General features: G+C 71.2%; 19 protein-coding genes and 1 tRNA gene. 8 read left to right on the top strand and 12 right to left on the bottom strand.

From position 1 onward, the window contains the following. Window positions 1–24: 24 nt before the first annotated feature. Window positions 25–2,559, bottom strand: coding sequence for an ABC transporter permease (locus ACZ4UU_RS04840; protein WP_468036502.1), 2,535 nt, complete (start codon window positions 2,557–2,559; stop codon window positions 25–27). Next, entirely contained in the window at window positions 2,559–3,329 is a 771-nt protein-coding gene (locus ACZ4UU_RS04835) for an ABC transporter ATP-binding protein (RefSeq protein WP_468036501.1), read from the bottom strand. Before ACZ4UU_RS04835 ends, ACZ4UU_RS04840 begins: the two co-directional genes overlap by 1 nt. Window positions 3,330–3,721: 392 nt before the next feature. Here ACZ4UU_RS04835 and ACZ4UU_RS04830 point away from each other — a divergent pair. The 3 genes from ACZ4UU_RS04830 to ACZ4UU_RS04820 all read left to right on the top strand — a co-directional run bounded on the left by ACZ4UU_RS04830 (window position 3,722) and on the right by ACZ4UU_RS04820 (window position 6,251). Continuing rightward, a tRNA-Leu gene (locus tag ACZ4UU_RS04830) sits at window positions 3,722–3,805 on the top strand. 149 nt (window positions 3,806–3,954) lie between these two features. Next, window positions 3,955–5,130, top strand: a complete 1,176-nt coding sequence (locus tag ACZ4UU_RS04825; RefSeq protein ID WP_468036500.1) for a 4-hydroxybenzoate 3-monooxygenase — start codon at window positions 3,955–3,957, stop codon at window positions 5,128–5,130. A gap of 227 nt (window positions 5,131–5,357) precedes the next feature. Beyond that, window positions 5,358–6,251: a Bax inhibitor-1/YccA family protein gene (locus ACZ4UU_RS04820; RefSeq protein WP_383448263.1), complete on the top strand. Its 894-nt coding sequence runs from the start codon at window positions 5,358–5,360 to the stop codon at window positions 6,249–6,251. Between the two features lie 70 nt (window positions 6,252–6,321). Here the strand turns inward: ACZ4UU_RS04820 and ACZ4UU_RS04815 are convergent, their stop codons facing one another. After that, a complete protein-coding gene (locus ACZ4UU_RS04815; RefSeq protein ID WP_030049879.1) occupies window positions 6,322–6,552 on the bottom strand; it encodes a DUF4287 domain-containing protein in 231 nt (76 codons plus the stop codon). 94 nt (window positions 6,553–6,646) lie between these two features. Between ACZ4UU_RS04815 and ACZ4UU_RS04810 the strand changes: the two genes are divergently transcribed. Beyond that, the gene (locus ACZ4UU_RS04810; protein WP_468036499.1) at window positions 6,647–6,958 is read left to right on the top strand and encodes a hypothetical protein; all 312 of its coding nucleotides are present in this window, start codon (window positions 6,647–6,649) and stop codon (window positions 6,956–6,958) included. Between the two features lie 110 nt (window positions 6,959–7,068). Here the strand turns inward: ACZ4UU_RS04810 and ACZ4UU_RS04805 are convergent, their stop codons facing one another. The 3 genes from ACZ4UU_RS04805 to ACZ4UU_RS04795 all read right to left on the bottom strand — a co-directional run bounded on the left by ACZ4UU_RS04805 (window position 7,069) and on the right by ACZ4UU_RS04795 (window position 10,767). After that, entirely contained in the window at window positions 7,069–7,851 is a 783-nt protein-coding gene (locus tag ACZ4UU_RS04805) for a hypothetical protein (protein WP_468037848.1), read from the bottom strand. Window positions 7,852–8,144: 293 nt separating this feature from the next. Then, window positions 8,145–9,365 carry an acetyl-CoA C-acetyltransferase gene (locus ACZ4UU_RS04800; RefSeq protein ID WP_468036498.1) on the bottom strand — a complete coding sequence of 407 codons (1,221 nt, stop codon included), beginning with the start codon at window positions 9,363–9,365 and terminating at the stop codon, window positions 8,145–8,147. Between the two features lie 376 nt (window positions 9,366–9,741). Beyond that, on the bottom strand, window positions 9,742–10,767 hold the full coding sequence (locus ACZ4UU_RS04795) for an SGNH/GDSL hydrolase family protein (RefSeq protein ID WP_468036497.1): 1,026 nt from the start codon (window positions 10,765–10,767) through the stop codon (window positions 9,742–9,744). Between the two features lie 169 nt (window positions 10,768–10,936). Between ACZ4UU_RS04795 and ACZ4UU_RS04790 the strand changes: the two genes are divergently transcribed. Beyond that, on the top strand, window positions 10,937–12,325 hold the full coding sequence (locus ACZ4UU_RS04790) for a cystathionine beta-synthase (RefSeq protein WP_468036496.1): 1,389 nt from the start codon (window positions 10,937–10,939) through the stop codon (window positions 12,323–12,325). A 353-nt stretch (window positions 12,326–12,678) separates the two neighbouring features. Here the strand turns inward: ACZ4UU_RS04790 and ACZ4UU_RS04785 are convergent, their stop codons facing one another. Beyond that, window positions 12,679–13,116, bottom strand: a complete 438-nt coding sequence (locus tag ACZ4UU_RS04785; protein WP_468036495.1) for a hypothetical protein — start codon at window positions 13,114–13,116, stop codon at window positions 12,679–12,681. 305 nt (window positions 13,117–13,421) lie between these two features. On the opposite strand from ACZ4UU_RS04785, the gene ACZ4UU_RS04780 reads away from it, so the two are divergent. The 3 genes from ACZ4UU_RS04780 (at window position 13,422) to ACZ4UU_RS04770 (ending at window position 16,478) form a co-directional block, all read left to right on the top strand. Next, window positions 13,422–14,930 carry an aromatic amino acid ammonia-lyase gene (locus ACZ4UU_RS04780; RefSeq protein WP_468037846.1) on the top strand — a complete coding sequence of 503 codons (1,509 nt, stop codon included), beginning with the start codon at window positions 13,422–13,424 and terminating at the stop codon, window positions 14,928–14,930. Continuing rightward, a complete protein-coding gene (locus ACZ4UU_RS04775; RefSeq protein WP_468036494.1) occupies window positions 14,927–15,799 on the top strand; it encodes a MurR/RpiR family transcriptional regulator in 873 nt (290 codons plus the stop codon). Before ACZ4UU_RS04780 ends, ACZ4UU_RS04775 begins: the two co-directional genes overlap by 4 nt. 91 nt (window positions 15,800–15,890) lie before the next feature. After that, complete coding sequence (locus ACZ4UU_RS04770; protein WP_468036493.1) at window positions 15,891–16,478, top strand: hypothetical protein; 588 nt, start codon at window positions 15,891–15,893, stop codon at window positions 16,476–16,478. Window positions 16,479–16,503: 25 nt separating this feature from the next. Here ACZ4UU_RS04770 and ACZ4UU_RS04765 read toward each other — a convergent pair whose 3' ends face one another. The 5 genes from ACZ4UU_RS04765 to ACZ4UU_RS04745 all read right to left on the bottom strand — a co-directional run bounded on the left by ACZ4UU_RS04765 (window position 16,504) and on the right by ACZ4UU_RS04745 (window position 20,371). After that, window positions 16,504–16,878 carry a roadblock/LC7 domain-containing protein gene (locus tag ACZ4UU_RS04765; RefSeq protein ID WP_468036492.1) on the bottom strand — a complete coding sequence of 125 codons (375 nt, stop codon included), beginning with the start codon at window positions 16,876–16,878 and terminating at the stop codon, window positions 16,504–16,506. A gap of 14 nt (window positions 16,879–16,892) precedes the next feature. Next, window positions 16,893–17,390: a roadblock/LC7 domain-containing protein gene (locus ACZ4UU_RS04760; RefSeq protein WP_468036491.1), complete on the bottom strand. Its 498-nt coding sequence runs from the start codon at window positions 17,388–17,390 to the stop codon at window positions 16,893–16,895. A gap of 133 nt (window positions 17,391–17,523) precedes the next feature. Then, on the bottom strand, window positions 17,524–18,318 hold the full coding sequence (locus ACZ4UU_RS04755; RefSeq protein ID WP_468036490.1) for a transcriptional regulator: 795 nt from the start codon (window positions 18,316–18,318) through the stop codon (window positions 17,524–17,526). Next, window positions 18,315–18,707, bottom strand: a complete 393-nt coding sequence (locus ACZ4UU_RS04750; protein ID WP_468036489.1) for a hypothetical protein — start codon at window positions 18,705–18,707, stop codon at window positions 18,315–18,317. Before ACZ4UU_RS04750 ends, ACZ4UU_RS04755 begins: the two co-directional genes overlap by 4 nt. A gap of 182 nt (window positions 18,708–18,889) precedes the next feature. Continuing rightward, window positions 18,890–20,371 (bottom strand): type III PLP-dependent enzyme domain-containing protein, encoded by a 1,482-nt coding sequence (locus ACZ4UU_RS04745; RefSeq protein WP_468036488.1) that lies wholly within the window; start codon window positions 20,369–20,371, stop codon window positions 18,890–18,892. Window positions 20,372–20,444 lie beyond the last annotated feature (73 nt).

The raw sequence follows: 20,444 nt of genomic DNA, 5'->3' as shown, positions 1-20,444 counted from the left end.
AACGGGGCCCACGCGCGCGTACGGCTATTCCGCCTTGATCGCGTTCAGCATGTTCAGCCGCGCGGCGTTGCGGGCCGGCCACAGTGCGGCCAGGACGCCCACGAGGCCGGCCAGCACCAGGAAGATCCCGATCCGGTCCCAGGGCAGAACCAGCGTGTAGCCCGGGATCTCCCCCTTGATGGTCTCGCCGATCGCCCAGCCGAGGAACGAGCCGAGGCCGATGCCGACGACCGCGCCGAACACCGAGATGACCACGGCCTCCAGCCGGACCATCCGCTTCACCCGGCGCCGGTCGAGACCGATCGCCCGCAGCATGCCGATCTCCTGCTGCCGTTCGAAGACCGACATCGCGAGGGTGTTGACGACGCCCAGCACCGCGATGATCAGGGCCATGGCCAGCAGGCCGTACATGATGTTCAGCATCGTGTTGATGGCGCCGCCGAACTCGTTGCGGATGTCCTGCCGGTCCATGACCGTGATCGCGGGGTTGTCGCCCAGCGCGTCGATGAGGATCTTCTCGTTCGCCGAGGTCTGGCCGCCATCCGTCTTCACGAAGATCTGCTGGATGTACGGCTGCGTCTCGTGCGGCTTCACGACCTCGGTGTCGACGAGGACGGGGGAGAGGAACTCGCTGTCCTTGAAGACGGCGCCGACGGTCAGCTTGCCCTTCTTCTCGTCGCCGAAGGTGACAGGGAGGCTGTCACCCGGCTTCCAGCCCTTGCTCTTGGCCGTCTTCTCGGCGACCGCGATCTGCCCCTTGGCGAGCGAGTCGACGCTGCCGCTGACGACGTCGACCTTCAGGACCTGCTCGATGTCGCCCGGCGTGACCGCGGAGGCGGAGACGAAGTCGTCGCCGCCGAGCTCGAAGTAGACGCTCTGCTGCGGCGAGACCGCCGAGACGCCCTTGGCCTTCTTCAGCGCCGTCAGCGCGGACTGGTCGAGGTCGCCGCCGTTCGCCATCGAGACCATGTAGTCGGCCTTGATGTTGTCCGTGGTCATCTTGTCGATGGCCGTGCCGACCGTGATGCCGAGCACCGAAAGGCCGGTCACCAGCGTCAGACCGATCGCCAGCGCGGAGGCGGTGGCGCCGGTACGGCGCGGGTTGCGGACCGCGTTCTGGCCGGCGAGCTTGCCGGCCACCCCGAAGGGGCCGACGAGCAGCGGGCGGACGAGCGCGATCACCGGCCGGGACAGCAGCGGGATCAGGATGATCACACCGACCAGCGCGAAGAACGCGCCCGCCGCGATGTACATCCGGCCGCTCTTGCCGCCGGACGAGGCACCCAGCACGATCGCGGCCGAGCCGAGGGCGGTGATGGCGGCGCCGATGGAGTTGCGCACCACCAGCGACTTGGTGGTCGCCACCGCGTGGACGCTGTTCATGGCCGCGACCGGCGGGATCTTCGCGGCCCGGCGGCCGGGCAGCCAGGCGGCGAACGTGGTGATCAGCACACCGACGCCGATCGCGGCGAGCACCGGCGTGGCGGAGAGGATCAGCGGGCCGTCCGGCATCTTCATGTCGAACGCGGCCATCCCGGACCGCAGTCCGACCGCGAGGCCGACGCCGAGGACGAAGCCGATCACCGAGGCGACCAGGCCCACCACCGCGGCCTCGGCGAGCACCGAGCGGGTGATCTGCTTGCGGGACGCGCCGACGGCCCGCATCAGCGCGATCTCCTTGGTGCGCTGGGCGACCAGCATCGTGAAGGTGTTGGAGATCAGGAAGACGCCGACGAACAGCGCGATGCCCGCGAAGCCCAGCAGCACCTGCTTGAGCGAGCCCATCCCCTCTTCGATCTGCTTGGCCTGCTCGTCCGCGAGGGCCTGGCCCGTCTGGGCCTCGGCGGTGTCCGGCAGCAGCGGCTTGACCGCGTCCAGGATCTTCGCGTCGTCGGCGCCGGGTGCGGCGGTGACGGTGGCGCTCGCGAAGTAGCCCGGCTTGAGGTACTGCTTCTGGGCGACCGCGGTGTCGAAGAGGACGAGGCTGCCGCCGGCGTTCACGGCGCCGTCCTCGGTGGTGAACACACCGCTGAGGGTGTACTCCTTCACCGGGCCGTTCGTGGCGACCCGGACCCGGTCGCCGACCTGGTACTCGCCCTTGGCCGCGGAGTCCTTGTCCAGGGCGATCTGGTCGTCCTTCACCGGGCCCGAGCCGTCGGTGAACGTGTAGGCGGGGTCCTTGCCGTCCTTGCCGGGGGAGAAGTTGGCGCCCTTGTTGGACCAGCCGACGCCGATCAGCTTCCCGTCGGGGTCGGCGACCCCGGCGAAGCCGTCCACGCGGCCGAGGGCGGCGGCGACGCCGTCCACCGCGGAGATCTTGTCGAGGGTCTGACGGGAGAGCCCGGGCTCTTCCTTCGGGTTGTCCGGGTCGGCGTGCGAGGTGACGGCGACGGCGACGTCGTCGTAGCTCTTCGCCGACTGGTTGCGGAAGGCGTTGGAGAGAGTGTCGGCGAAGACCAGCGTGCCGGAGACGAACGCGACGCCGAGCATCACGGCGAGCACCGTCATCAACAGCCGGGCCTTGTGCGCGAGTACGTTGCGCAGGGCGGTGCGGAACATCAGCTGGTGCGGCCCTTCGCGTCGAACTGCTTCATGAAGTCGAGGACGTTGTCCGCGGTGGGCTTGTACATCTCGTCGACGATCCGGCCGTCCGCGAGGAACACCACCCGGTCCGCGTACGCCGCGGCGACCGGGTCGTGGGTCACCATCACCACCGTCTGCCCCAACTCCCGTACGGAGTTGCGCAGGAAGCCGAGCACCTCGGCGCCGGAGCGCGAGTCGAGGTTTCCGGTCGGCTCGTCACCGAAGATGATCTCGGGCCTGGAGGCGAGCGCGCGGGCCACGGCGACGCGCTGCTGCTGGCCGCCGGAGAGCTGGGCGGGACGGTGGCTGAGACGGTCGGCCAGGCCCACCATCCGGATGACCGAATCCACCCACTGCTTGTCGGGCTTACGGCCGGCGATGTCCATCGGAAGGGTGATGTTCTCCAGCGCCGTCAGCGTCGGCAGCAGGTTGAACGCCTGGAAGATGAACCCGATCTTGTCCCTGCGCAACTTGGTGAGCTGCTTGTCCTTCAGGGAGCCGAGCTCGGTGTCGCCGATGCGCACCGAACCGGAGGAGAAGGTGTCCAGACCGGCCACGCAGTGCATCAGCGTGGACTTGCCGGAGCCGGAGGGGCCCATGATCGCGGTGAACTCGGCCTGCCGGAACTCGACGGTGACCCGGTCCAGGGCGACCACCTGGGTCTCGCCCTGTCCGTAGATCTTCGACAGATCCGTGGCACGCGCGGCCACGGTGGTGGCCCGGTCGGCGATGGATGCGGTGGTCACGAGAAGGCGCTCCTGAGGGACGACGGTGTGTTCGAAGGGACTCATCCATCGTCCTGGTCGAAGAGCGCCGTGTAGTCAGTCGCTGTTCCGGTTCCGAAGGCAGACTGCGGATGGAGGGAGCGCCGTCGCGTCATACCTGAGGATGACGAGGAACCCTGACAGGTGTTCGCGACTGGAACAGGTGGAGCGTCCTTGTTCGGACGGTGAAATTCCGTCATTCCGCATGCGCCGCCAACGGCCGCGCGTAAGGCTGTTGGCAAGTGCGGATGGCGTGTTCCGTGGGCTGATGCACCCTCAGACATCAATAAAATAAGACAACATCGGTCCGCCCGTCCGCTGTTCGGGGGATGTATCCCGATAGGCTCGGAACCGCGATGCGGAGCCCATGGCCTGCCCAGATGGTGGAATGCAGACACGGCGAGCTTAAACCTCGCTGCCCCTTCGCGGGCGTGCCGGTTCAAGTCCGGCTCTGGGCACTTCCGACTCTCCTCCTCCCCGCCGGCTCTGCGGGCTTCCCTTCAAGACTTCACCACCGACCGTTGACAGCGGGCAGGTGTGGCCGGAGACTCACGTCAGGCAATGGTGAATGAAAGTTCACCAGGCGAACAGCGAAGGGAAGCGACCGATGCGTACGACCGTCGGCATCATCGGAGCGGGCCCCGCCGGCCTCCTCCTCGCCCGTCTGCTCCACAACGCCGGCATCGACTCGGTCGTCCTGGAGAGCCGCGACCGCGCCTACGTCGAGCACCGCCAGCGCGCCGGAATCCTGGAGCAGGGCACCGTGGACGTACTGCGCGCGGCCGGCGCGAGCGAGCGGATGGACCGCGAGGGCCTGCGGCACGATGGCATCGAACTCCGCTTCGACCGCAGACGCCACCGCGTCGACTTCCCCGCCCTCACCGACGGCCGGTCCGTGATGGTCTACGCCCAGACCGAGGTCTGCAAGGACCTCATCGCCCTCCAACTCAAGGACGGCGGCCCGCTGCTGTTCGAGGCGGAGGCGCTGGCCGTCGAGGGCGCGGACACCGGCAGTCCCCGGGTCCGCTTCCGGCACGAGGGCGTCGAGGACGTTCTGGAATGCGACTACGTCGTCGGCTGCGACGGCTTCTGGGGCGTCGCCCGCAAGGCGATCCCCGCCGAACTCACCCGGGTCTTCGAGCGGACGTACCCCTACGGCTGGCTCGGCATCCTCGCCGACGTCGCCCCCTCGCACGACGAGTTGGTCTACGCCCGCCACGACCGCGGCTTCGCCCTGCTCTCCATGCGATCCCCGTCCGTCTCCCGCCTCTACCTCCAGGTGCCCGAGGGCACGGACGCCGAGACCTGGGGCGACGACGAGATCTGGGCGGAGCTGGAGCGCCGCTTCGAGACGACCGACGACTGGCGCCTGCAGCGCGGCCCCATCACCCAGAAGTCGGTCACGCCCATGCGGTCCTACGTCCACGAACCCATGCGTCACGGCCGCCTCTTCCTGGCCGGTGACGCGGCACACATCGTGCCGCCGACGGGCGCCAAGGGGCTGAACCTGGCCGTCGGCGACGTCGTCACCTTCGCGCGAGCACTGACGTACGAAAAGGAGACGGGGTCGGCGGAACTCCTCGACGCCTACTCCGAGACCTGCCTGCGCCGGGTCTGGCAGGCCGAGCGGTTCTCCTACGACATGACGACACTGCTCCACCGCGCCCCCGACGCCACCCCCTTCGAGGACCGGCTCCAGCTGGCGCGCCTGGAGCGGCTCGCGTCGTCGCGGGCGGCCGAGACGGACCTCGCCGAGGGGTACACGGGTTTCCCGTTCGGGTGAACGAGGCCCATGCGCACGGCTGCGGGCCAGGGGAGTGATCTCCGGTCGGTTCCGGCCATGTCCCAGCTTGGTTATGAATGATCCCCTCCGTGGCCGGGAATCACCCGGCCGCGTAGCGTGTTGGCCAGCACGACGAGGGAAAGATCCTCCCCAAGCACTAGGGTCAATCCTTTGCCTACCTATTACTCTTGAGCCAAGGCCACGCACGGTGGCCATGGAGGAGTGAAATGAGGAGCAGCAACCCGGTCTTCTCGCGACGGGGGTTCAGCCGCGACAACGGCTACGCGGGCTTCAACACCGCGCCGCAGGCCGGGGGCGCCGCTGTCGGCACGCAGGGCAACCCGTACGCCCAGCCGCAGGCCGGCAACCCGTACGCGCAGAACCCTTACGCCCAGCAGGACCTTCAGTACGGCGCACCGCCGCAGGCCCCGGCCACCACCGGCCGGATGACGATGGACGACGTCATCCTGCGCACGGGCACCACGCTCGGCACCCTGATCGTCACGGCCGCGCTCGCCTGGGCGCTGCTGCCGGTCGACGACGCGAACATCAGCCGGTCCTACGGCATCGCCATCGCCGCCGGTCTGGTCGGCATGGTGCTGGCGCTGGTGCAGTCCTTCAAGCGCAAGGCCTCGCCCGCGCTGATCCTGTCGTACGCCGCGCTCGAGGGTGTCTTCCTCGGTGTCGTCTCCAGCGTCGTCGACAACCGCATCGCCAGCGGTGCGGCCATGCAGGCGGTGCTCGGCACGATGGCGGTCTTCGCCGCCGTGCTGGTGGCGTACAAGGCGGGCTGGATCCGCGTCAACCGCCGCTTCGTCGGCTTCGTGATGGCGGCCGCGCTCGGCTTCATCCTGCTGATGGCGGTCAACCTGCTGTTCGCCGTCTTCGGCGGCGGTGACGGCCTCGGCTTCCGCAGCGGCCCGCTCGGCATCGTGTTCGGCATCGTCGGCATCCTGCTCGGCGCCTGCTTCCTCGCCCTGGACTTCAAGCAGGTCGAGGACGGTCTCGCCTACGGCGCGCCGCGCGAGGAGGCCTGGCTCGCGGCCTTCGGTCTCACCATGACGCTGGTGTGGATCTACATGGAGTTCCTGAGGCTCATCTCGATCCTCAACAACGACTAGCCTTCGACGGCAGTCGGCAAGCGAAGGGCCCCGGGTTCGTCCCGGGGCCCTTCGTCGTCTGTGCGCGCGTCTAGAGGAACTTGCGCGCCGCCCTCCTCAGGTCGTACTCGTGGACGATCGCCTTCGCGTGGCCGTACGCGAGGTCGTATTCGTGACGTAGCCAGCTGACCTTCTCCTCGAAGCGGACGAGGGCCGGGCCTTCTTCTACGGTGCGCAGCCAGTCGGAGACTTCACGACCGGTGCAGTGGGGGATGCGGGCGAGCATGTTGCGGTGGGTCTCCTCGGAGAGGACGTGGGACATCGGCGCCTCCGGACGCAAAGGGGATGTAAGCCGGTCCTTCAGGTCACCGTGCCTGAGCGTTCGCCCGTTGGCAACAGTCGCGTACGCTCACGGCGTGGTTGATACGACGCGTCTGACCCAAGCCGTAGATCACTTCGCCGACCGGCTGCGGGCGGCGCCGCAGTCTCGCTTGCAGCGGGGCGCTGCCGCGGAGGCGCTGGCGCTGGCCAGGTGGTTGGCTTCGTGGGCGCAGGTTGTGGAGGCGCCCGGGGTCGAGCCTCGGGAGATGCCTGACGCCGGGATGTTCGCCGCGGCGGATCAGATCACCGTTGCCGCGCATGACTTGGCGGTGGTTCTCGAGCGTGACGACCAGGTCTCCGAAGCGGTGGCGTTGGTCGAGGAGGCGCAGAAGAGGGCGGGGGTCTGAGGTCTGTTGGCGGCTGACCGCTGTGTGTGGCTTGTCGCGCCCACGCGGCGGAGCCGCATATCGACACGGCCCCGCGCCCCTGGGGGCGTCGCAGGCCCCGGCGCCAGGAACTACAGGCTTGCTATGACCCTGTCGGCCAGGATGTAGACGTTCTCCTCGCCGCAGGCGAAGGTCAGGGTGTACGCGCCTGAGACTCCCGAGCCGCCCAGCAGCACCGGGGTCTCGCCCGCGCGCAGGGCCGACGCCAGGCGTTCCGCCGTTTCGCGGTGACCCGGGGTCATGCACAGGGTGGTGCCGTCGGCGAAGACGTAGACGTCGAGGGTGCCGAGGGGACCGGGGCGGACGTCGGTGAGTTCGGTGGCGGAGGCGGCCAGGTCCTCAAGGGTGGAGACCGTACGCTCATGGTCGTTCACGGCCGGTGAGGAGACCGGGACGAAGTCCGGGTGGGAGGGGTGCCGGCGGCGGGCCGCGGCCAGTTCGGGCGAGTCGCCCGCGAAATCGTCCGTGTCCGCGGTCGGCTCGGTCACCGGCTCCAGATGCTCCAGGCCCGCGAAATCGGCCTGGCGGGGCAGGAACAGCTCGCTGTCGGACAGGCCCAGCAGGGTGGGCGCGTCGGAGCCGTCACGGGACTCCTGGGCGGCCCAGAAGGCGCGCGCCTCGGCCAGCTCCCGCTCGCGTTCCTCGGCGAGGGCCTCGGCGACCGCGGCGCGTATCTCATCGGCCTCGGCGGAGAGGCGGGCCTGCGGGACCATGCCCCGGGCCGCGGCGGCGTTGTTCTGTGCCAGCTCGGTATGCAGGGCCGCGACCTGTCGGCGCAGCACCATGAGGGTGCGCAGGACGGCGACGCCCACGGCGCCGGTGGCGGCCGTGGTGAGCAGCAAGGCGATCGGCATGGCGCTCACTGACGTACTCCCGGTTCAAAGTCGACCCCCGACTTCCTACATCAGCTTGAAGGGCGGACTATCCAGCTGTCAGTGCGTAACGTCACGAAGCGGACAGGATTTTGGGCCTGGCGTTTGGTGGTGCAACGGCGCTGAGCTGCGTAGATCCCTCCGCAGAGGGAGATAGGTCACATCCTGGGGGAGATTGGATCACAAAACGGCCCAGAACCAAGGGGCTTCCCGGGTTCTGGGCCGAAGTCTCACGCTGGGTCGTGAGTTGACTACTCAGGTGATCGCTCGTGGGGTCAGCTGAGGCGCTCGATGACCATCGCCATGCCCTGGCCGCCGCCGACGCACATCGTCTCCAGACCGAACTGCTTGTCGTGGTGCTGGAGGGAGTTGATGAGCGTGGTGGTGATGCGGGCGCCGGTCATGCCGAAGGGGTGGCCGACGGCGATGGCGCCACCGTTGACGTTCAGCTTGTCGATGTCGATGCCCAGGTCGCGGTAGGAGGGGATCACCTGGGCGGCGAACGCCTCGTTGATCTCGACCAGGTCGATGTCGTCGATCGTGAGGCCGGCGCGGCGCAGGGCCTGCTGGGACGCCTCCACCGGGCCCAGGCCCATGATCTCGGGGGACAGGCCCGAGACGCCGGTCGACACGATGCGGGCGAGCGGGGTCAGGCCGAGCTCGCGGGCCTTGGTGTCCGACATGATGACGAGGGCAGCCGCGCCGTCGTTCAGGGGGCAGCAGTTGCCGGCGGTGACCAGACCGTCGGGGCGGAAGACCGGCTTGAGGCCCTGGACGCCCTCCAGGGTGACGCCCGCGCGGGGGCCGTCGTCCTTGCTGACGACCGTGCCGTCGGGGGTCGTGACCGGGGTGATCTCCCGCTCCCAGAAGCCGTTCTTGATGGCTTCCTCGGCGAGGTTCTGCGAGCGGACGCCGAACTCGTCCATGTCCTCGCGGGTGATGCCCTTGGACCGGGCGAGGTTCTCCGCGGTCTGGCCCATGGCGATGTACGCGTCGGGGACGAGGCCGTCCTCGCGCGGGTCGTGCCAGGTCGTGCCCTCCTGCTGGGCGACGGCGGCGGTGCGGGCCTCGGCCTCGGCGAAGAACGGGTTGTGGGTGTCCGGGAGGCTGTCGGAGTTGCCCTTGGCGAAGCGGGAGACCATCTCGACGCCGGCCGAGATGAAGACGTCGCCCTCGCCGGCCTTGATGGCGTGCAGGGCCATGCGGGAGGTCTGGAGGGAGGAGGAGCAGTACCGGGTGATGGTGCAGCCCGGGAGGTGGTCCATTCCCATCTGTACGGCGACGATGCGGCCGAGGTTGTTGCCCTGCTCGCCGCCGGGGAGGCCGCAGCCGAGCATCAGGTCGTCGATGTCGCGCGGGTCGAGTTCGGGGACCTTGGCGAGGGCCGCCTGGATGATGGTGGCGGTGAGGTCGTCGGGGCGCAGGTCTTTCAGGGAGCCCTTGAAGGCGCGGCCGATGGGGGAGCGGGCGGTCGAGACGATCACGGCTTCGGGCATCACGGCTCCAGTCGAAAGGTGTGGCGCGCAGCGCCTCGTTGAGGGGTGGTGGTCGGGCGACGGGTGGGCATACCGGGGGGTCGGGCAGGGCTGTGAGGGAAGTTACCCGTACGTACCGTCGAGGTCACGGGCGTGGCGGTGTGACCCTGACCGCAATTTTCTAAGCGCTTGCTTTCCTCGCCCCCGCCGCTCCTACCCGTCCCGTCCCCAGGGGCTCCGCCCCAGACTCCGCTCGTCAAACGCCGGAGGGGCTGGATCTTCCAGCCCGTCCGGCGTTTGAGGACGGGGCCCGCAGGGCCGACAACAGGGGGTCTGGGGGCGGAGCCCCCAGGGATGGGACGGGTAGGGGCGGCGGGGCGAGGAAGGCTTTTGTCGTTCAGGGGGACGGGGTCACCGGGGTCCGGTCCGGTTCGGGAACGCGGCGGCGGCGTCGGCGTTTCAGGAGGGCCCAGGGGCCCTTCGGGCCGGTCGGCATCGCGGCCGTGACCTCCGTGCCGGCCTCCGACGCGGCCTCGGCCGCGGCCCGGGCCACCGGGAGGAAGCCCTCGCGGCGGGTGACGTCGGGCCGCTCCTCCTCGGCCGGCCAGAGGCCGAGGGCCGCGCAGACCGTCGGGAGGACGGCCATCGCCGCCGTGGCGTACCCCTCCGCCGAGGGGTGGTAGTTGTCGGGGCCGAAGAGCTCGCGCGGGTTCGCCGCGAACTCCGGACCCAGCAGGTCGCCCAGCGACACCGTCCGGCCGCCCTGCTCGACGACACCGATCGTCTGGGCGGCCGCCAGCTGACGGGAGGCGCGCCGGGCCAGCCAGCGCAACGGTTGCTGCACCGGTTCGATGGTGCCGAGGTCGGGGCAGGTGCCGACCACCACCTCCGCACCGGCCGTACGCAGACGTCGTACCGCCGAGGAGAGGTGGCGGACCGAGCGCGTGGGCGGCATACGGTTCGTGACGTCGTTCGCGCCGATCATGATCACGCAGACGTCGGGCGTCAGCGCGGGGTCCGCCAGGACCAGCGCCACCTGACGGTCCAGGTCGTCCGAGCGCGCCCCCGGCAGGGCCACGTTGCGGAACTCCACCTGGCGCTCCGCCACCGCCGCGAGCCCCGACGCGAGCAGCGCCCCAGGCGTCTGTCCCGCCCGGTGCACGCCCTGGCCCGCGGCCGTCGAGTCACCCAGCAGTGTCAGCCGCAGCGGCGTCTCGCCGGGCGTGGCGTACAGGCGGCCGTACCGGCCGTCGGCGTTCGGTACGTGGTTGCTGGTGCCGTTGCCCACATGGCGCCGGGCCAGCCGCACCTCGGCGAGGAGCAGACCGACGGCCGCCGCCCCGGCCAGACCGATGCCGCCGCCGCCGTACGCGGCGCCCGCCGCGATCCGCCGGGCCACCCTCGCCCTCGACATGCTCGTCATGCTTCGCCGCCACCTCCTCATAGCCGTACATCCACTGCTTGCCCCGCACGGACCGTGGCCCAATCCCAACGAGGAGTGAACGACCGTCATGGGCCCCGTGCAGGCCATAGGCTGGCGGAACCAGTAAGACCACTTCAGACCACTTCTTTTGCAGCATCCGGAGACAACGGTGCAATTCCACGACTCGATGATCAGCCTCGTCGGCAACACCCCGTTGGTGAGGCTCAACAACGTGACCAAGGGCATCCGGGCGACCGTCCTGGCCAAGGTGGAGTACTTCAACCCGGGCGGCTCCGTGAAGGACCGCATCGCCCTGCGCATGATCGAGGCCGCGGAGGAGAGCGGTGCGCTCAAGCCCGGCGGGACCATTGTCGAGCCGACCAGCGGTAACACCGGTGTGGGGCTCGCCATCGTGGCGCAGCAGAAGGGGTACAAGTGCATCTTCGTGTGCCCCGACAAGGTCAGCACCGACAAGATCAACGTGCTGCGGGCCTACGGCGCCGAGGTCGTCGTCTGCCCGACGGCTGTCGACCCCGAGCACCCGGACTCCTACTACAACGTCTCCGACCGGCTGGTGCGTGAGACGCCGGGCGCGTGGAAGCCGGACCAGTACTCCAACCCCAACAACCCGCTCTCGCACTACCACTCCACCGGCCCGGAGCTGTGGGAGCAGACGGAGGGGAAGATCACCCACTTCGTCGCGGGCGTGGGGACCGGCGGGACCATCTCCGGTACCGGGCGCTATCTGAAGGACGTCAGCGACGGCAAGGTGCAGGTCGTCGGCGCCGACCCCGAGGGCTCCGTGTACTCCGGGGGCTCCGGGCGGCCGTATCTCGTCGAGGGCGTCGGTGAGGACTTCTGGCCGACCGCCTACGACCGGACCGTCGCCGACGAGATCGTCGCCGTGTCCGACAAGGACTCCTTCCAGATGACCCGTCGGCTGGCCAAGGAGGAGGGCCTGCTGGTGGGTGGTTCGTGCGGCATGGCCGTGGTGGCCGCCCTGGAGGTCGCCGAGCGGCTCGGGCCCGACGACGTCGTCGTCGTACTCCTCCCCGACAGCGGGCGCGGCTACCTCAGCAAGATCTTCAACGACGAGTGGATGGCCGACTACGGCTTCCTGGAGGACGAGGGCCCGAACGCGCGCGTCGGCGACGTCCTCAACGACAAGGAGCACGGCGCCATCCCGTCCCTGGTCCACATGCACCCGGACGAGACGGTCGGTCAGGCCATCGAGGTGCTGCGCGAGTACGGCGTCTCCCAGATGCCGATCGTGAAGCCGGGCGCCGGTCACCCGGACGTCATGGCGGCGGAGGTCGTCGGCTCCGTCGTCGAACGTGAGCTGCTGGACGCGCTGTTCACCAAGCGGGCCTCGCTCGACGACCCGCTGGAGAAGCACATGTCGGCCCCGCTGCCGCAGGTCGGCTCCGGCGAGCCGGTCGGCGACCTGATGTCCGTGCTGGGCACGGCGGACGCGGCGATCGTCCTCGTCGAGGGCAAGCCGACCGGTGTGGTCAGCCGGCAGGACCTGCTGGCCTTCCTCGCCAAGGGCGGGAAGTAGCGGCGAACGCGCGGTGAACGGGGCGTGTCCGCGGCGAACTTGGGATGACCGGGGCCGCTCGGGCCGTCGCGGAACTGGTACGAGCGCGTCACGTTCACGCAGCACCCGCTTAACACGGGTCCGGCACATTAGTGGATGTCGGCAGGGCGGGAGCGGCTCCCCGCCCCGGTCGGCACCGAAACGTCCAAGGACCTCCGGAGCGGCTCCCGGACCTCCATGGACGCCACGGGCGCGTAAGCCAGGCCCTGACCAGGCCCGCGTCCCTCGCGGGGACCGCCGTCGTCCCGCCCCCCGGCAACGGGGGTGCGGCGGTCCCCGCCACACTCTTTCCCCGGGCGGCGAAGACCCGAGGCTCAGTCTTCCCAGCGGTCCTCGTCCTTGGACGGCTTGCGGCGGCCCCGGAAGAGATCGGGGTTGTTGCGTACCGCCTGCACCACGTTGATGCCGACGATGCCGATCCAGGTGACGAGGAGGCCGCGCAGGCCGGCGACGCCGCCGCCGATGCCTGACAGCGGGATCGCCGCGACCAGCGAGACGATGCCGAAGCCGAAGCGCTCGCCGAAGGAGTCCGTCGGCTTCGGGGACCGCGTCCCCCGGGCGGTCGCCATCTGCTGCTCGGCCAGCTGCCGCCGCAGCCGGCGCTCGACCGCCCCGTCGATGCGCTGGTCGACCTTCTCCATGAACGAGTCGACCAGCGCGGACTCGTACTCGTCGCCCAGCTCCCTGCGGGCCTGCAAGGTGGCGTTGAGTTCCTTCTTGAGCTCGGTGTCCCGCGCGTCCATTCCGGTCATGCGATCCACGGTAGGGAGCCAGAGCGAGCGCCGCACTGGGGTTAGCCCCCCTGTTCGGCGGGGGCGGACGGCAGGGCGCCGCCGCATCACCGGCCCTGCTTTCCCGGCCCTTCTTGTCGCGGGTGACGTCCTTGCCGCCGACCCGGATGGTGCCGGAGGTCGGCTCGACCATCCTTGCCCGGCTGTATAACGTCATGCAGAGTTCTTGGTAGCTGAATGGGTTGTCAACGGGTTGGTGTAAATCTGAAGTAACGGGTGCCCGAAGGGCAAGATCGAATGTTCGGGTCGAGGGGAGTTTGGGCGTGATGTGGTCTCGGATCGTGGGCGCAGCGGGATCTGTCCACACCGGCCTCGTCGTCCTCGACGGGATCGGGCTCGGTGTCGAGGACGTCGTCCGCCTCGCCGACGGGAGCGCCCGGCCGGTTCCCGCGACCGACGCGATGAAGCGTGCCGAGGAGTCCTGGGACGCCGCCCGCCTCATCGCCGCGACCGGCCGCGTCTACGGCCGCTCCACCGGCGTGGGCGCGAACCGGAACGAGGACGTGCCCACCGACGCCGCCGCCGAGCACGGCCTGCGCCTGCTGCGCAGCCACGCCGGTGCCATCGGCGAGGAGCTGCCCGCCCGGCAGGTGCGGGCCATGCTCGCCGTACGCGCCAATCAGCTGCTGGCCGGAGGCGCCGGCCTGCGCCCCACCGTCGTCACCGCCCTGTGCGAGGCCCTGGAGGGCGGCACCCACCCGGTCGTGAACGAGTTCGGCTCGGTCGGCACCGGAGACCTCGCGGCGCTGGCCCAGACCGGCCTCGCGCTGGCCGGCGAGCACCCCTGGCGCGGCTCCGGGGCGCCCGAGCCGCAGCCGCTGGACAACAACGACGCCCTCGCGTTCATCAGCAGCAACGCCCTCACCCTCGGCCAGGCCGCCCTCGCCCTGCACGAACTGCGCGGCCTCGTCGCCGCCACCCAGGTCGTCGCCGCCCTCTCGCTGCTCGCCGTCGACGGCTCCCACGAGGCGTACGCCGCCCCCGTGCACGCCGCCCGGCCGCACCGGGGCAGTACCGAGGTCGCCCGCCGGATGCGGGAGCTGATCGGCGCCGAGGACCGGCCGACCCCACCGCTCGGCCGGATCCAGGACCCGTACGGCTTCCGCTGCCTGCCCCAGATCCACGGCCCCGCGCACGACGCGGCCGACGCCCTGGAGGAGGTGCTCGCGGTCGAGATCAACGCCGCCGCCGAGAACCCCCTGATCTCCCCCGAGGACATGGCCGCCTACCACCACGGCGGCTTCTACCAGGCCCAACTCGCCCTCGCCCTGGACCACTTCAGGCTGGCCCTGACCCAGGTTGCCCGGCTCTCGACGTCCCGCCTTTCCACCCTCAACGAGCCCGCCTACACCCGCCTGAGGCCCTTCCTCGCCGACCAGGAGCCCGCCTCGTCCGGCGTGATGATCCTGGAGTACGCCGCCGCCGCTGCCCTCGGCGACCTGCGCGCCTTCTCCGCCCCCGCCTCGCTCGGGCACGCTGTACTCTCCCGGGGCGTGGAGGAGCAGGCCAGCTTCGCCTCGCTCGCCGCACGGCAGACACTGCGCGCGTGCGGCGCGTACCGTCTGGTCGTCGGCTGTGAACTCGTCGCCGCCGTACGGGCGTTGCGCCTGCGCGACCTGCGGCCCGACCCGGAGCTTCCGGTGGGCCGGGCGCTGGCGCTGGCCGAGTCGGTGCTCGACGACGACCTGGCCGACCGGCCGCTCACCGATGATGTGACGGCGGCCGCAGCACTGCTGGACCGGTTCACGGACATCTGGAGGGGGAGCGCGGGATGAGCGCGGACAGGAACACGGGCGGGGCGGCGCACGGGACGGACAGCCCCGCCGCGCGGCTGCAGGCGCTCTTCGAGGGGCACCGGCTCACCCCGACCCAGCGGCGCATCGCGCACAGCATGGTGCGCCGGGCCGCCGACGTGCCGTTCCTGTCCAGCGTGGAGCTGGCCGAGCTGGCCGGGGTCAGCCAGCCGTCCGTGACCCGCTTCGCCGTCGCCCTCGGCTTCGACGGCTACCCGGCGCTGCGCAGGCACCTGCGTGAGGTCGCGCCCGTGGAGCAGGCGGTCGACGCCGGCTCGTACAACGAGTACCAGCAGGCCGTCGAGGCCGAGATCGAGAACCTCCGGCATCTGGCGGAGGTCCTGGCCGACCCGCGTCCGGTGCAGAAGGCCGGGCGCGTGCTCTCGGCCTCGCGTCCGCTGCCGGTGCTGGGCCTGCGGGCGGCCGCCTCCCAGGCGTACGGCTTCTCCTACTTCGCCGCCAAGGTCCACCCGGACGTACGGCTGCTGAACGAGGGCGGCACGATGGTCCACGACCGGATCGACGCCGCTGTCCGGGCCGGCGCCACGGCCCTGCTCTGCTTCGCGCTGCCCCGGCACCCGCGCGAGGTCGTGGACACCCTCGCCTACGCCAAGGAGGCCGGGCTGACCGTGGTGACCGTGGCCGACTCCGCGTTCGCGCCGGTCGCCAAGGTCTCCGACCTGCTGCTGCCCGCCGCCGTCGGCACCGGCCTCGCCTTCGACACGGCCTGCGCGCCGATGCTGCTGGGCCGGGTCCTGCTGGAGGCGATGTGCGACGACCTGCCGGACGCGCAGGCGCGGCTGGAGGAGTTCGACGCGCGGGCGGCGGCGCGCGGGTTGTTCGTCGAGTGAGCCAGTGAGGTGACTTCTTAAGGCTCGTCTCACGTTCGGTGGCTAGCGTGCGCGCACAGCATCTGGACAGACGGGAGACGGGAGGCCGGACGTGGCACGCGGAGGAGGACAGGGGCTGGCTCGGGTGGCCGTCGTCGTACGGGCCGGGGCGGCGCCCCTGTGGTGGCTCGGGGTGTTCGCGGCGGGCATCGGGGTGTTGACGCCGGGGCTGACGGGACGCCGGATCGGGGTGCTGGCCGGGGCGGCGCTGTTCATCCTGGCGACGGCTGTCGTCGCCTGCGTGCGCCGCGGGCGCTACACCGAGCTGAGCCGTTCGGTCGCCCGCGCCGGCAAGCACGATGTGCTCCAGGACCGTGCCGTGGCCGTCCGCAACTGGCGTCGGGGCCACCGCTGGTGGCTGCTGCTGGCCTTCGTCGCCGCGCTGGGCAGCGCGTTCGCCGTGCCCGCGGCGGGCGGGATGCTGCTGGCGGGGTGCGGGACGGGGCTGCGGCTCAAGGCGGCGTGGCTCGGCCGGCGGGAGCGGGACGGGAACGCCCTGCTGTGGGTGCGGGTCGACTGGCTCGACGGCCGGGGCGGCCGGCCCGCGGGCAAGGCGGTCAAGGCCTACCGCGGTACGGGCATCGCCGCGGGCGACGCGGCCCCGGGCGGGAGCCGCCGCCGCACCGCGGCGCCGGTGTAGCCCGGCCGTTCCGGCCGGGGGCGGGTCAGACCTCCAGGTCCTCCTCGATCTTCTTCAGCTGGTGCCTGGCCATCGCCAGGTTGGCCCGCTTGGAGTCGAGGACCAGATACAGGAAGAGGCCGTTGCCGCCGCGCCCGGTGATCAGCCGGATCAGGTGGTACTGGTCGGAGAGGGTGATCAGGATGTCCTCGATGCCGCCCTTGAGGCCGAGGTGCTCCATCGTGCGCATCTTGGCGCGGACGACGTCGGTGTTGCCGGCGGCGGCCACATTCAGGTCGAAGGTCTTGCTGCCGCCCAGCGTGCCCAGGGCCATCCCGCTGGTGTAGTCGACGAGCGCGGCCCCGGTCGCGCCCTCGATCGCGGCGAGGCATTCCTTCAGGGTGGTCTCGGTGTTGGCCATGACGTGTGTTCCTCTCAACTCTCGGTAGTGGTGCGCGCGTCGGTGGTGGTGCGTGCGGAACGCGCGGTCTTCGTGCGGGTGGGCACGGGTTTGGCGGGCTCCTTGGCGGGGCTCTTGGCAGGGCTGCGGCGCACAGGCGTCGCCTTCGCGTCGACGAGCTCTCCGATGCGGGCCCCGGCGCGGCGGCCCTCCAGATGCAGCCGGCCGACGTTGACGCCGTCCGTGGCCAGCAGCGTCAGCACGGCGGTACGGCCCGCCGCGTACGTCGCCACATAGCCGTCCGCCCCGCGTACGAGCAGTTCACGGAAGTCGCCCCGGCCGGTGGCGTCCGCCACCCGCACCGCGACGCCGAGCGCGGCGGCGGTCAGGGCGGCCAGGCCGTCCGGTTCGACGCCGGGGGTGTCGTGGGCGAGGACGAGGCCGTCCACGCCGGCCGCGAGCGCTCCGGTCAGCTGGGGCACACGGGCTCTGAGCCGACGGAACTCGTCGAGTATCGGGGCCTCGGCCGCCATCAGGTGTCTCCTCTCGGCACGGGACCGCTGCGGTGGGCGAGGCACCCCGGCCGGCTCGCGGTCCTTGACGGGACCGCGGTCCTCGATGGGTCTGCGCTCCTCGAAGGGTCTGCGGTCCTCGAACGGTTTGCGGTCAAAGGGCCTCCAGCGCATCCCTGACCCTCTTCAGCAGCGCGACATAGGGGTCGGCGGCGATGTCGTCGGGCGGCGGGTCCGGGGCGGGTGGCCGCTGCGGGGCGACCAGCCCTGCCGCGGCCAGCCGTCTTATGTGCACCAGCGTGTGGAACGCCGGTCGGCCCAGCTCCCGGGCGATGTCCACGGCCCTGCGCACGCCGTCCACCCGTTCCAGCACGGCGGCCTGCCGGGTCGGCACCGTGGGGGCCGCGACCGGGTCGGCGCGGACCAGGGGCGCGCCGTCGGTCGCCGGGTCGGGCCAGATGCGGCGCAGCAGGGCGCGGCGGCGCAGCATCTCGCGCTCCAGCGCGGCCACCGGCACAGGGTGCACCGAGGCGAGCCAGTGCGCGGCGCCGTAGCGGAAGCGACCCGGCGTACTGCTCGGCGCCAGGGCGAAGTACGCGGCGTCGTACAGCGCGCCGACCTGCGCCAGCTCCAGCGCGCCCGGCGTGACCCCGTACCGCGCCAGCCGTCCCTCGTCCGCGCTGTCCTCGGCGTCCCGCCAGGCCTCGGCGGCGAGGGTGCCGTGGGCGGTGAGCAGCTCGGCGAGGCCGGGGGCGAGCGGGCTCTCGGCGTGCACCACCCGGCCCTCGGCGAGATGGAGCGTGCCGTGCTCGCGGTCCAGGACGCCGGTGGCCCGTTCCTCGGCGAGCCGGGTCAGCATCGGCGAGACACCGGCGCCGACCCGCTGGTGTGCCGTCGCCCGGTCCCGGACCGGCAGCCGCGGTGGTGGGGTGGTTCCGACCACGGTCATCCCAGCACCAGCCGTTCGGCCATCTCGCCGAGCCGGATGCGGGCCAGCGCCAGATTGCCGTCCGTGCGCGCCAGCCACAGGTACAGGAACACGCTGCTGTCGAAGGACGTCGGCACGAACCGCAGCACGTGGTAGCTGTCCCGGTTGCTGAGGATCAGGTCCTCGACGGGCGGGTCCGCGGCGTCGGCGCCGTCCCCCGGGCCGAACGCCTGCTGCTCGGCGGCCAGCCGGGCCAGTTCCGCCGCCTCGGCCGCCGCCGTCTCGTGATCACCGCCCGGAGGATCGCCCACCGTGCCCAGGGCCAGCCCGCTCGTCCAGTCGACCAGCGCGGCGCCCCGCGCGCCGGGCAACCGCATCGTCTCCAGCAAGCACTCGTCGATTCCGGGCACCGTCGCTCCCCTCCCGCCTCGGGGTCCGGCTGAGTGACGGCCAAACTACGCAACGTGTGTGCGGCGAGTGAGCGTTCGGGCATTTTCCAGTGGAACATGCGCCGAGTGGCTAGGGTGGGTCAACTGCCCCTGTTTTCACGTGACTTGATCGCGTATGGACTACGGCTCCGGATCGGCCCGCGTCAACGGCGCTTCGGCGTGGTCAGGGTGGTGAGCGAGGCCGCGTGCGCCCCTCCGGATTCGGCCACGATCTCGTCGAGCGACTGCGCCTCGCGGACCGTCGCGAAGGCGATGCCGCCGGCCCCGTCCGGAGCGAAGCCGTAGATGCCGGGCCGGGCCAGGGAGTTGTACGCGTAGTGGTGCGCGAAGTAGTACGCACCCGTGTCCAGCGCCGCCGCGTAGTCCCCCTGCTCCAGTAGCGGCAGCGTGGCCCCCTCGGCCAGCAGGTCGCCCGAGAAGCAGGCCGGCCCCGCCACGTCCTGCAACACCGCCGGGCCCTCCTTCGGGCGCCCCTTGCCGTCGTACGCGCCGATCCGCAGCGGCCAGCTCCCCGGCGCGTACACCGTCCGCGTGGCGACCTGCACACCCGCGTGCGTCACCGCCACCGGACGCCCGCCCGCGCTCTTGGCGTACTCGACCCGCGCCACCACCGTCCCGTGCTTCGCGAGCAGCGAGCGCCCGAACTCCGTGACCAGCCCATAACGCCCGTCGAACAGTCCCGGCACCGCCTCGCCCAGCAGCCGCGCGTACTGCGCGTACGACGGGCTGGTGGCGTCCGACGCGAAGTTCACCGGCAGCCCGCCGCCGATGTCGAGTGTGTCGATCTGCCGCCGCCCGATCCGCCGGTTGATCTCCTCGGCGAGCGCGTACGCCGCCGCGACCCCCTGCGCCATCAGTGACAGCGGGATGCCCTGCGAGCCGGTGTGCGCATGCAGCCGGGTCAGCCAGGGGCGGTCCTGATACGCCCGTACGACCCACTCCCGCGCCCCCTCGTCGCGCAGCGCCACCCCGAACTTCGATGTCGCCGTGGCCGTGGACGTCGCCTCGATGGAACCCCCGCCGACCTGCGGATTCACCCGGATCCCGAGCGGCGAGCGGCTCGCGGCCATGGGGGTGCCTCCCACGCCTTTCGGGCTGTGGGGCAGCATCAGAGCGTCGATGCGGTCCAGCTCCTGCGGGTTGTCCACGTTGACGGCGATACCCAGCGCCAGCGCCTCGCGCAGCTCGGCCGGCGTCTTGGCGGGCGAGTCCAGCACCGTCATCTGCGGACGCAGCCCCGCCGCCCGCGCCAACGCCAGCTCGCCCGGGCTCGCCACCTCCGCGCCGATGCCCTCCTCGCGCAGCAGCCGCAGCACCGGCACCAGCGGGGTCGCCTTCACCGCGAAGGCGTGCAGCACCGGCGTGCCCGGCGCCACCACCGCGTCGAACGCCGCCCGCAGCGCCGCCGCCGACTCCCGGATGCCGGCGACGTCCAGCAGCCCGACGATGGGGGAGCCGGGGGCCAGCAGCCCCTGCTCCACGGCCGCCCGCACGGCGTCGTCCCGCCGGGCCACCCGGTCCGCGTCCCCTGCTGGTGTCCCGAGACCGTTGCCCGCTGCCCCGCCCGCCGTGTCGCCCAGTCCGCTGTCCACGTCATCCCCCGTCGTGTCGTCGTACGAGCCCATGTATCCAGCCAAACACCCGTGACGCGCGAGCGCTGGCCCGCGCATGTATTGACTAGTTCTATTCAGCAGTTCA

The sequence above is a fragment of the Streptomyces sp. NPDC028907 genome (genome assembly GCF_055564995.1).
The sequence above is the reverse complement of the archived record's forward strand: the minus strand, read 5'-3'. Positions and strand labels throughout refer to the sequence as shown.